The organism is Salinibacter altiplanensis (assembly GCF_002894645.1).
Taxonomy (GTDB): domain Bacteria; phylum Bacteroidota; class Rhodothermia; order Rhodothermales; family Salinibacteraceae; genus Salinibacter; species Salinibacter altiplanensis.
The window spans coordinates 1-11,293 of record NZ_NCQY01000016.1; the positions used below are offsets into that span (position 1 = coordinate 1).

At 60.0% G+C, this 11,293-nt stretch carries 9 protein-coding genes and 1 pseudogene; 3 read left to right on the forward strand and 7 right to left on the reverse strand.

Annotated elements, in window-relative coordinates; translation table 11 throughout:
* The 5 genes from B7R93_RS07035 to B7R93_RS07055 all read right to left on the reverse strand — a co-directional run.
* Nucleotides 1-610 (reverse strand): hypothetical protein (locus B7R93_RS07035; RefSeq protein WP_157942232.1); only part of this gene is annotated, 610 nt, incomplete at its 3' end.
* A 221-nt stretch (nucleotides 611-831) separates the two neighbouring features.
* Nucleotides 832-2,637: a M56 family metallopeptidase gene (locus tag B7R93_RS07040; protein ID WP_103020109.1), complete on the reverse strand. Its 1,806-nt coding sequence runs from the start codon at nucleotides 2,635-2,637 to the stop codon at nucleotides 832-834.
* The gene (locus tag B7R93_RS07045) at nucleotides 2,637-3,026 is read right to left on the reverse strand and encodes a BlaI/MecI/CopY family transcriptional regulator (protein WP_103020110.1); all 390 of its coding nucleotides are present in this window, start codon (nucleotides 3,024-3,026) and stop codon (nucleotides 2,637-2,639) included. The genes B7R93_RS07040 and B7R93_RS07045 overlap by 1 nt, the downstream gene beginning before the upstream one ends.
* Nucleotides 3,027-3,413: 387 nt before the next feature.
* Nucleotides 3,414-4,718, reverse strand: coding sequence for an alpha/beta hydrolase family protein (locus B7R93_RS07050; RefSeq protein ID WP_157942233.1), 1,305 nt, complete (start codon nucleotides 4,716-4,718; stop codon nucleotides 3,414-3,416).
* Between the two features lie 179 nt (nucleotides 4,719-4,897).
* Nucleotides 4,898-5,173: a hypothetical protein gene (locus B7R93_RS07055; RefSeq protein WP_157942234.1), complete on the reverse strand. Its 276-nt coding sequence runs from the start codon at nucleotides 5,171-5,173 to the stop codon at nucleotides 4,898-4,900.
* A 612-nt stretch (nucleotides 5,174-5,785) separates the two neighbouring features.
* Here B7R93_RS07055 and B7R93_RS07060 point away from each other — a divergent pair.
* Nucleotides 5,786-6,984, forward strand: a protein-coding gene (locus B7R93_RS07060) for an IS3 family transposase (protein ID WP_103020049.1) whose coding sequence is annotated in 2 segments (ribosomal slippage) — nucleotides 5,786-6,044 and nucleotides 6,044-6,984 — 1,200 coding nt in all. Because the reading frame shifts where the segments join, the coding sequence is not laid out codon by codon here.
* A gap of 357 nt (nucleotides 6,985-7,341) precedes the next feature.
* Here B7R93_RS07060 and B7R93_RS07065 read toward each other — a convergent pair.
* Nucleotides 7,342-7,827, reverse strand: a complete 486-nt coding sequence (locus tag B7R93_RS07065) for a DUF2306 domain-containing protein (protein ID WP_103020113.1) — start codon at nucleotides 7,825-7,827, stop codon at nucleotides 7,342-7,344.
* 1,307 nt (nucleotides 7,828-9,134) lie between these two features.
* Between B7R93_RS07065 and B7R93_RS07080 the strand changes: the two genes are divergently transcribed.
* On the forward strand, nucleotides 9,135-10,370 hold the full coding sequence (locus tag B7R93_RS07080) for an IS256 family transposase (protein ID WP_198598615.1): 1,236 nt from the start codon (nucleotides 9,135-9,137) through the stop codon (nucleotides 10,368-10,370).
* Between the two features lie 254 nt (nucleotides 10,371-10,624).
* On the opposite strand, the gene B7R93_RS07085 is transcribed toward B7R93_RS07080, so the two are convergent.
* The gene (locus B7R93_RS07085; protein WP_103020116.1) at nucleotides 10,625-10,930 is read right to left on the reverse strand and encodes a hypothetical protein; all 306 of its coding nucleotides are present in this window, start codon (nucleotides 10,928-10,930) and stop codon (nucleotides 10,625-10,627) included.
* A gap of 32 nt (nucleotides 10,931-10,962) precedes the next feature.
* Here B7R93_RS07085 and B7R93_RS15805 point away from each other — a divergent pair.
* Nucleotides 10,963-11,293, forward strand: a pseudogene (locus tag B7R93_RS15805) (transposase); the annotation flags it as partial.

Sequence of the window (11,293 nt, forward strand, 5' to 3'; positions counted from 1 at the left end):
GTATCGATTTGGAAAGTGAAGGAACGTCCATCGTACCGGGTTTGCTCCAGATCTGGACTTGATACTTAGGTGCATCGATGCCGAGGGCCGGGACGATGCTTCGCCCCACGGCGACTGTTGTGTCGACCGGCAGGTCGTACTGCTCGACAAAAGCGGTGGGGAGATTCACTCCCATCCCCGGTGCCCCCGTGTCCAGCATCACCGGAATCGAGCGGTCGATCCCGTTGATGTGGCCCTCTACCCAGAGGCGGTCGAGCGGGACCGTCACCGTGTCCGATGCGGTCTTTACGTCAGGTACGGGTCGCTCGGCGAACAACTGCCCCAGCTTCGAGTCGGGCGTAAACGCGGGGTCGGTGCGGGAACGATACCGGACCGCATCGTCCCAGTCATAACTGCGCTCGTTGATGTCGCGCAATCGTTCGTACACAAACGGGCGCAGAGAGTCGGGCACCGCGTCCGTGGCCGCCTCCAGGTGGCGCTCAGCGTCGTCGAGGCGGCTGTCGATCTTAGCCTTCAGGCCCCGATAGAAGGGATGCTGGGGCGTGGGGTCGTCCGGAGGCGCGTCGAAGAAATAGTCGATGTCGACGTCCTGATACCGGGCGTGAATCACCGCAGCGTCCTCTTGGTCCCAGGCGGGCTCGCCCGCACAACCAGCGAGAACGGCCCACGCAGCCGTGACTGCAAGGAGGAGACGTTGAAACGGAAAGCGTTGGAAGCGGGGAGGCTGCGAGATGACGTGTCGAGCGAAGGCACTGTGGGTAAATAATGAGTGCTGAGCGCCCCTCCCCCCGCAACCGAAGGATCTGTCGGGGGCTGGTCAGGAAGGTTGTGCTACGGCGCCCCGTCCGTTGGAGAGGAGGCGCGACGGACGGTAATATCGCTCCCCGTCGCGAGCCGCACCTCGGCTTCCCCGTCCCCAATGGTCGTGTTCAGCTCCTCGGTGACCGTCCCCTGCACCGTAATCGGAAAGCCCACGTCAATGTCACCGTAATCCGTTTGCGCACGAAGCCGAGCCCCGATCTCCGGCGGTAGGTCAACCGTCAGGTCGCCGTGATCCGACGTCAGACGGAGGTCCCCAGTGACGTTTCGAACCTGAATGCTTCCGCTGTAGGTCTTCAGGTCGAGGGAAGCCTGTCGTGGGACCCTGAGCCGGTAGTCGACCGACCACCATCCCTGAGCATCACCTGTGGGACCGTTTGCCCGAATCGTGTCTCCTTCCAGATGGAGGCGAACCTTTGAGAGGGCTTCGGCGGCGTCCGGTCGGGCCGACTGGCGGGTTACGATGGTCGCCTCCAGCGCCACGGCAGAGGAGTCCCACGCCTCAACCACCACGGGCCCGTACGCGCCACTGCGGAGCGCGAGGGCTCCGGCGGAGGGAAGTCGGTACCTGCGCTGCTCGCAGGCCGCTTCGAACCGGGATTGCGTCGGGAGAGATGTGTTGGCCGGATCGCACATCGCCGTACCGACCTGTACGGGCTCTTTCAGGACGTTGGGTGGAGAGGCGGACGGAGTGGGCCCCGCGGCCGGCGCCGGGGAGATCGGTTGAGCGCCTCCCAGCACGACGGTGGCTGCGAGCAGGGAAATGGCGAGGAGGGTCACGCAGGTCCGGGAGGGAACGCCCCTTGGAATCGTACCTGAGAGAAGGGACTCGACCCGCTTCTTCAGGGCCGAGGGGGCGGCCATCGCCAGCGCGCCCTGAAACGGAGTCATCCCGCTGGCTTCGCGGGCCACCGACACGAGGTGATCCGCGTAGTCGATCGGGGAGGTTCCGGTCGCCAGTACCCGGTCGTCGCAGGCCCGTTCGCGCTCAAATCGGAGCCGGCGCGCCCCGTACCAGGCAAGCGGATTAAGCCAGTGGACCGCGCAGGCGAGCTGGCCCACGAGGTTTGCCAGAATGTCTTTGCGCTTCACGTGGGCGAGCTCGTGAAGCAGGACGGTCCGCCGGCGCTGTTCGTCCCACGCCTGGGCGGACTTAGGGAGCAGAATCACGGGCTGAACGACACCGAAGGTTGTCGGGACGGACACCGCGTTCGACCGGTACAGGCGGATCGCCTGCTCAACCTGAATTTGACGCCGGGCCCAGCCGAGCGGCGCGGTCCACCCCTCCGAGTCCAACGGGGTGGCCTGCCGTGTCCACCGAGACATCTGCACGATCCCCGCGACAACCCACGTCAAGGCCACAGTTGCCCCGAGTGCCCAAATGATCAGGAGCACTCGGGCCCAACCCTGCCCGTCCACTGTTCCAAGGGAAAAGAACGAGGCTGCTCCCTGGTCTCCATCCCCGGAACGGGAAGCGTCCGACTGCAACGTGCGCTCCTGGCCGGGTGATACTGGTTTCACGCCTGCCGTTTCCGTTCCCGGCGCAGGGCGCTCCGCCCGCTGCTCGGTGACGGTCACGTCCGGGGAGGGGGAAGAAACCACATTCGACCAGGAGGAGGACCATCCGGGGAGGGTCCCCTCAGCCAGGGGAAGCAGAAGGACTACCCCCAGTCCAAGGGCCCACACGGCATGCCGGTACGCTGCGGCCTGGGTGCGGAGCAGCCCTGCAAGCCCGGCGGTGAGGCCGAGGAGGAGGGCCCCTTCGATGAGAATTGAGAGCACAGGAGCAGCGGCTCCGGAAGGTAAGACAGAAGGCATCACGATGAATTGTCTTGGCTGCGGGCACGATTGATGAGGCGGGAAATTTCGTCCAGCTCCTCCTCGGAAAGATCCGCACTGGACAAGAGCGTCGACACGGCCTTCGAGGCCGATCCCTCAAAAAACGTCTGCTTGAGCTGCTCAAGGGCGGACTGGGCCGCCTCGTCCGGGGGAGTAGTGGGATAATAGACGTGCGTCCGCCCCTCCTTTTCGTGGGTGAGGACCCCCTTGTCTTCAAGGATGCGGATGGTGGCCCGAACTGCCGAGTTGCTGGGTGGGTCGGGCAGGGCACTGCGGATTTCTTCCGCAGTCGCCCGTTCCTCCCGGTACACGACCGTCATGATCTGCCGCTCTCGTCGACTGAGCTCAGGATGAAGAGACTCATCCATGGTAGCGCAGGTGACTATTGGTAATTTTTTACCACTTGTCGGTTTGCAGGCTCGGCACCAGCGGCCAGAATGTCAAGGAGTGCCACTTCCGACTTGTCAGCGGATCGTGCAAGCCGTGCCCCATCTCCAATCGTCGAGTAGCTGTGGACGCAGGGGGCAGCGCTGGAGGCGAGCCATAATATGGACGCTCACCTCACCCGGGCGTAGGAAAAGGTTTTTTCGATTCAGACCGACTGAACGACTCCGTTCAAGCAGGTTTTCATCCGCTCATTTCGTCACTTCCGACTGGCAGAAATGAACTGCTCTACCGACAGCACACGGAAACAGCAACAGCCCGGGTTCAGGTGCAGTAGTCGTGCTGTGTGCCCAGTCTATCGTGTCACGCCTCTACTCGAATCCGGCATGTTCTCGAATCCACTTGGTGAGTTGCTCTAGAACCTCTGGCGCGACGGTCGTCTCAATCTCTCTGACCTCGCTAGACTGCTCTGTTTTCGCCGGCTGCATCCGGTGGTTGAGTTCTTCCAGTACGCGAACCGACACGCGAACCGACACGCGGTCCGGCAGGCTGTCCGCAAGTGCAGCGCGCATTGGGGGCGCGTTTTGCTGAGGGGGCACCAGCAGGTCTCGCCCTCCAAAAAGCGCAAGGACTGGCACGTCCACCTGTCGAAGAGCGGGCCGGGGATCATGGCGAGCAAAATCTCTGAACCACGGAGACGTGTTGGCCTCAACCTTCAACTGGAGCCGATCACTCCGGGCACTCCCTTCCTGCCGGGCACTCCCTTCCTGCAGAATCGGCCTGAGCTGCGAGGCTACATCCGCAGAGTCTTGGTCGGACCGAATAATCTCGAACACTTGGCGCGCCTGCCTGCGGATTGAATCGACGTCGGCGGGCGAAGCCCCCGAGGCGTCAGCAATTCGCGCCCGCTGCCTGGAGAGCACCTGGTGGCCAGGCAGGCTCGGCGGGGCCAGCAGGGCGAGGAATGCTGCCTGCTCAAATTGGTTGTGGATCCGGGGAGCGATCATCCCGCCCATGCTGTGCCCGATCAGACCGACACGGGTCGGGTCAACGCCAGGATGGTTCTTCAGAAAGCGGAGGGCAGACGCTGCGTCGCGGGCAAGGTCCTCAAAACTCGCCCCCGACAGGCGTCCCTCTGACTCTCCTACACCGCGCAGGTCGTAGCGCAGGACGGCAATTCCCTGGCGGGTCAGGTGGTCGGCGAGAACCAGGAAGAATTTATGACCCTGGTAGGCGTAGTCCCGCCCGTTTTCCCCCGATCCCTGAAGAAGCACCACGGCAGGGTGGGGCCCCTCTTCTTCCGGCCTAGAGAGGATTCCCGCGAGCGTCACGCCGTCCGCGTCGCTCTTAAACGTGATCTCTTCGGTGCGATAGGGATAGGGCCGCTCTGGATGCTGGGGGCGAGTCGGAGTTGTAGAGGCGGTCTCACTGGCAGTGGCCTTCTCGACCGGCGTCAGGGTGAGAGTTGCCGAGCGCTGTCCCTGGCTCCACGTCCCCTCTATGACCCGCTGTTCGACCGATACGAGGCCCTCGAACTGAGCACTCATCCGATCGGACTGCAGAACGAGGCTGTCACTACGGAGACGAGCCAAGGAGAAGGGCGCGCCCTTCTCCTGGGCATTGTTGGCCAAGAACGCGACCAGCGATCCATCCGCGGCTCGCTCAAGTCGGATCACGGGACGGAAGTAGGCTTCCTCAGCCGACCAAACCCCAACGATAGTCGTATCCGAACTTGTCTCCTGTGCTGGGGCAGGGAGGGAGACCATAAGCAATAGACCGGCGAGGCAAAGAACGGTCCGCAACGAAAATGGGGAAGCAGTTCGCATTGCGTTGAGCTGAATGTTGTGCCTTATCGCTACGGGGCGGCGAGAAGCACATGGAGGGGGCGCAACTCGGAGCGAAGGTCTCCCTGGAGAGTCGCCAGAGCGTCCTGGAGCGCTTTCTCTTCTGAAGGACTGAAGACCAGACGCATGAGCCGCTTAAACGAATCGGAATCGCGGCCCTGATCCCTGAAGTAGTGATGGTAGCCCGGCGCGGACAGAAGTTCGTTCCACTGCTTGCGGCCTGGACTTTGCCCCTGATTCAGAACCGAGGCAACTCGGTAGACGTGATCGATCCCCGAGAAATCCATCGCAGGGGACTTGCCGCCAGACACCTTTCCAGGTTCCTGAGCCTGGACAGGATGCACGAGGAAAGCGAGAAGGAGCAGAGCTGTGAGCCGTGGAGCCATGGACTTATCTGGGCTCGCCTCAGGTTCTCTTCTGGGATTTTCTTTTGAGATAAACCAGCCAGGGGCCACATAACGGCCTGAGCTCAGCGGGCCAGAATGCTGTCGGAGCTCGCGGCTATCGCCCTGACATTCCGCCGCCCCGTGTCCGCTAAAGCGTGAGGTCACGTGACCGTGGGGTTGTGCAACCGTGGGGTTGTGCGGCCGTGGGGTTACGTGGCGGAGGATCCTGAAGTATCGGGGGGCTGCGGTCCAGAGCCTGGGTGCTCACTTTTCTGCTGTTGAACGAGTTCTTCCAACAGAGCTACCGACCTCTCATGGTTTCTGGCGATGCGCCGGAGTGCTTTGACAGTCAACACCACAGCAGCGGTCGCGCCGATGGTGAAGAGCGCGTAGAAGACAAAACTCAAAAAGAGCGTAGCATTCATGCTGGTAAGTAGCTCTGAAAAGCGCAGATATGGAGCAAACCCGGTACGATGGACGTTCCTTCACTTTCCAAATCGATACGTACCACTTATGCCCCGTACACGTCCGCCGTACCCACAGAAGTTCAGAGAAAAGATTGTCGAGCTTGCCCGGAATGGGCGAACGCCCAAAGAACTGGCCGAAGAGTTCGAACCGACCCAGACAACGATCCGCAATTGGCTGAAGCAAGCTGATCGGGATGAAGGGGCCTGTTCCGATGGACCGACCACCGAAGAGAAGGAGGAGATCCGTCAGCTTCGGAAAAAGCTCCGCGCGTTGCAGCAGGAGCGGGATATCCTGGCAAAAGCGACGGCCTGGTTCGCACGGGAGACCGGCGATGTACCGCCAAAATCTTCCGATTCATAGATGCGCACCAGGCCGAATTTCCAGTTGCCGCCATGTGCCGTGTTCTTGGTGTGTCCAGGAGCGGCTACTATGCGTGGCGGAGCCGACCTCCCTCCAAGCGGGCCCGAGAGGACGTGATATTGACCAAGAGAATCAAGGAAATACACGACCGATCAAGGGGCACTTATGGGGCCTGTCGGATCCACGCCGAGTTGCGGGCGGAAGGCACCCGCATTGGCAAAAAGCGGGTCGCTCGCCTGATGAAAGCGGCGGGCCTGAAAGGTGTTAGTCGCCGAAAGCGGCCCTCTACGACAGTTCGGAGGGCTGGGGTTCGGCCTGCTCCGGACCTCGTCGATCGTGACTTTACTGCCTCTGGGCCTGATGAACTCTGGGTGGCCGACATCACCTACGTCCCGACCGATTCGGGCTACTTGTACCTGTCAGTCGTGCTCGACGCGTTCAGTAGGCGAATCGTCGGCTGGGCGATGGCATCTCACCTACGCACCGAACTCGTGGTTGAAGCCCTGGACATGGCCGCCCAGCAGCGCAGTCCGGAGGAGACGATTCACCACTCCGATCAGGGCTCACAGTACGCGGCAATCGCCTTCGGGAAGCGGTGCAAAGACGAAGGCGTCCGCCCATCGATGGGATCGGTAGGGGATTGCTTCGACAATGCGATGGCTGAATCCTTCTTTGCGACGCTCGAATGTGAGCTGATCGAGCAGGAATCGTTCTCCAACAGGTCGGAGGCTCGCCTCATGGTCTTCGATTATATCGAGGGCTTCTACAACCCACACCGCCGGCACTCCGCAATCGATTATCACTCACCAACGGGCTACGAGAAAATCCACGACTCCCAAGAACAAACGCTCCTCCCAGAGCGTCGACCACTTGCCGCAGTGTGAAAGCGGTCACCTGTCCGTTATATCGGGTTCACTCCAATACATCGAAGGGTCTTTGCGAAGGCGGTCGGTAGCGCAGCGCCACATCGATCGAACCTAGCTCGCGAGGGGCCAGGAAAATGCCGGTAACCGGCACGACGGCAGCTCATGGCGGTCATCCATCTGTTTGGCCATCCATCTGTTTGGCCATCTATCCGTTTGATTGTGTGGTCACTTAACTGTGTGGTCACTTGATTGTGTGGTCACTTCCCACTTGATCGTGCCATTCGATCGTGTGGCCACCTCTGATCCATGAAGGCGAAGCGCTTTACCCTCAGCGGTTGAAATTTGCACTGGTCCTTCGCTGGCTACAACGCCGTGTTATGCCGTGCCTTCGGTAGAGCTGCGCTCCCGGACCTCGCCCAGGATCGTGGCCCGCCGGCCGAAGATAAGCGCCGATCCCACGACGTACGGGACGCCCCAGTAAAGCACCGCACGTGCCCAGAAGGGCCACCCCGACGGCCCATATTCGAAAAGGTGGGATCCCGTTGCCATGACGAGCCCGACATAGGAATATGCGATCCAGAAGTAGTGCTGAACCATCCAGCCCTCGTGGTGCCTGCGCCGAAGCGGGAAGTAGATGGCGATTGCAAGCGTGCCTCCGCTCACGAGTGACAGGGCGTGAAACGGCCCGAAGCCGCCGAACAGCTCAAAGATGCCGAACGAGGTGAGGATGAGGCCGGTCATCGAACCGACGTAGACCCACCCGACCGCACGGTGCCGCTTCGTTCCTTTCATGGCGGCCAGGTTCCAGGCGCCCGAGATCAGCGCCACAACTCCGAAAAGCGTGTGGATCGTCAAAATCATGGCGTCGAGAGAGAAGCGGTATGACGCAGAAGCTGAGGGGCGGGGTGCGGGAAACCGGCAGAAAAACCAGTCCGGCTGGGAATCAGCCCGGCTGGGAATATAACGCTGACCGGAGTTTCCACCTGCTCGTGTCGCCACTCCAGATGAATGAACTTGGATCGCCCGACAGTCCCCCGACTAATGGCGGCAGAGCTCAGCGTCACCTCCAGCGCAGGGCTATGCGGCGTCTTCCTTGCTGAAGGGCTTTACGGAAGGGCGCTGACGGTCATGACTACTGGCTGGTGGCATCTGTCGGGACGTCCGGGTTGGCTGCATTGTATCCGTCGTTGAACCCTCGGAGGAAGTCGCCAATCATGTCAGGTCCGGCAACAAATAGCGAGACGCCAACCGTGACGGCCCCCAAGACAGCGACCGGCTTTCCCCAATCCGTTTTCCGTTTCAAACCTCCAACAACGAGCAAGATAATCCCAGCGAAGAGAGCAATGGTCCACATATTTATAGCCGACATATTTCTTGATCCATCTGTCTACCCGAGAGAACAGCGGAGGATGGTAGCTGACGGGAAACTTATCTATGACCTCTTTTCCAGCCGACCCAGTGCCGCAAATAACCCAGTGCCGCAAACGTGGACATCGAGCCGCGACGGGCTTCAAAACGTATAAAGAAAATTGGGTAGCCACCACCTTTCGAAAACGGCAACAGCCCGTCGTGTACTGCAGTGAAGTGTTATGCCCTGCAGGGCAACCTACGGAAGTCGTCCTGGTAGTCAGTCAAGAGCGGTTTGTCAGGTTTTCGTTCTCTTTCCAGCGCTACAATCGACCACTGGTGGCGAGAATGGATGCCGATTGGCGAAGACCGACGTGACAGTTCCCTCTCTGTTCAGACAGCAGCCTACAGTACCGCGGAGAAATTCTATAGTCCAGTCAACACTTCCTACTTTCTACGAAAACGTAGCCGACACAGAGGGCGAGCAGAGCGGCGACGACCACTTTCGTGATCTGTAACCAATTGCTGCCTTCATCCATGAGGTTTGCGAATCCGGTCCCAAAAAGAAAGCCTGCGAGGACTATGGAGACGAACAGAAGAGTCTTGGAAAGCGCGCTGAGCCTAGTGGGTGCGGGTTCGTTACTTGTGTCTGGTGTGGTCATATCCGATTGGAGTTATGAGTAGTAATGCAGTGAAGGATAACGACCGAGCTCAGCTGGTTGTGTCCCTAATTTTGTGTAATTGAGCAGGCAGATAGACAAAGCCATCGCGTTCTGTCAGGTTGGAAACGAGACCTAATCGAACCAACCGACATACTGACGATGGCCACCTTTGAGATTAGCATCGACGACGAGAAGATCCAAGAGTTGCTCCGTGGTGACCGAGGCATGGCTGCCTTGCTGGAGCCAATCCTGAACCAAATTCTGCAGGCCGAAATGACCTTCTGTCTCGGGGCCAGCCCAGAGGAACGGACCGACGATCGGCAAGGCTACCGCAACGGGAGCTATCAGCGGAAGCTGACCACGCGGGTCGGCAGGCTTGAGCTGGAGGTGCCCCGAGACCGAGAAGGTGAGTTTCAGACGGCCCTCTTCCAGCGCTATCAGCGATCGGAGAAGGCGCTGGTTCTGGCCCTGATGCAGATGGTTGTTCAAGGTGTGAGCACCCGCAGAGTCAAAGAAATTACCACCGAGCTGTGCGGGCGAGAGTTCAGCAAGTCGACAGTCTCTCGGCTTACCGGCGAGTTGGACGAGCAGGTCGAGGCCTGGGCCTCACGCTCCCTGGAGGAGCAGGACTATCCGTTCTTGGTGCTGGACGCAATGCACCTGAAGGTTCGGCGTCAGGGAGCAGTACGATCGACGACCGTAATGCTGGCGGTAGGTATCAATGAGACGGGGCAACGGGAGATTCTAGGCCTTGAGACGGCCTTTGGAGAGACAGCCGAAGGGTGGCGCCGATTCATCCGTGGGCTCAAGCGTCGAGGCCTCTCCGGCGTCGAGCTCGCTACCAGCGACGCACACGACGGGCTCGTTCAGGCGCTTCGAGAAGCCTTCCCTGGCCTTATCTGGCAGCGATGTCAGGCGCACTTCCGCCGGAACGTGATTGACCAGACGCCTTCCGACCACCGCGATCGAATGCACCAGCTGTTGGACCAGCTTCTGAAGGCCTCATCCCCAAGCGATATGCAGCGACGGTTCGAGGAAGTCTCCGGAGAGATCGAGAAAAAAGCGCCGGAGGCACTCAAGGTGCTCGAGGGCGGCCTCTTCGACGCCACTGCCGTACTGGCTCTGCCCGGAAAGTATCGGCGCCGCCTCCGGACAACCAACATGGTGGAGCGCTTTATCGAAGAGATCCGTCGGCGAGAGAAGGTGATCCGCATCTTTCCGAATTTGGAGTCCGTCAAGCGGCTCGTCGGAGCCCTCTGTGCAGAGACGCACGAGGAGTGGTCCACCGGCAGACGGTACCTGACCATGGATGCGTTCTTCGAGTGGAAAGCTATCCACCAAACCCAAGAGCTGGAGGCTGAAGAACTTGCTGCAACTGCCCCCGGGGCGGTCTAACCTTGCATCCTGGCAGAACGCCAATTACACAACGTTCGGGACTTGATCGCTCAGCTGAAATGGGCAGGAAACCATCATATAGAACTCGCTCCGTTAGGACAGAGTCGATGGACGAAGTTTCCGTTCGCTGGTGACGCCACTCTCGACCAGCGAAGCCGAACCCGCTTGGCTGTACTCGCCTAAAAAAGCGTGCGCCCATTTTCAGCTGTAGCGCAGAGTTATAGTGCTCATCTCACTTCAAATATCGTCGGCCCTCAGAGGATCAGCGCCGCGATAATTCCAGCCCCGAAGCAAACGGCAATGATGATCCCTCTCTTTTTCTGCGACATCTGTGTATCCGTATCCTCTGACGAAACCAGAAATGAGTTGAGAAGACCTGAAACAAGTGCGAAAGCTAGCAGCGCATGATCGATTCGCTGCAGCTCGTCGGTGTAGAACAAGCGGACAACCACGAACAGCGCGGCGAGTCCCGCCGTGACTGCCCACGCTTTGTACCAGAGCGGTCTTCCCTTCAGATTTGCGAGCACAAGAAATTGGACCTGACCCGGTTTGGTGGACATTCCTTCACTTTACTCACCGACCGAGATCAACCATGCCAAGAACCCGTCCACCATACCCTGATGAATTCAGAAACCGAATTGTCGAACTTGCTCGAAACGGGCGGAAGCCTTCGGAACTGGCCGAGGAGCCAGTCGACCGAGCAGACCATTCGAAACTGGATAAGGAAAGCTGATCGAGACGATGGAAAGAGCGCAGAAGGGCTCTCCACCGACGAACGAGAGGAGCTTCGCAAGCTGCGCAAGAAATTGCGTCAGGTGAAGCAAGAGCGGGATATTTTAGCAAAAGCGACGGCCTGGTTCGCTCGGGAGACGGAAGATGTACCGCCAGAATCTTCCGATTCATAAGAGCGCACCAGGCCGAAT

Bases quoted from the DNA above. Each gene is read 5' to 3' on its own strand.
- B7R93_RS07045 (WP_103020110.1), bottom strand. From the start codon at position 3,026: ATGGATGAGTCTCTTCATCCTGAGCTCAGTCGACGAGAGCGGCAGATC.
- B7R93_RS07080 (WP_198598615.1), top strand. From the start codon at position 9,135: ATGGCCACCTTTGAGATTAGCATCGACGACGAGAAGATCCAAGAGTTG.
- B7R93_RS07055 (WP_157942234.1), bottom strand. From the start codon at position 5,173: ATGGATTTCTCGGGGATCGATCACGTCTACCGAGTTGCCTCGGTTCTG.
- B7R93_RS07085 (WP_103020116.1), bottom strand. From the start codon at position 10,930: ATGTCCACCAAACCGGGTCAGGTCCAATTTCTTGTGCTCGCAAATCTG.
- B7R93_RS07065 (WP_103020113.1), bottom strand. From the start codon at position 7,827: ATGATTTTGACGATCCACACGCTTTTCGGAGTTGTGGCGCTGATCTCG.
- B7R93_RS07040 (WP_103020109.1), bottom strand. From the start codon at position 2,637: ATGCCTTCTGTCTTACCTTCCGGAGCCGCTGCTCCTGTGCTCTCAATT.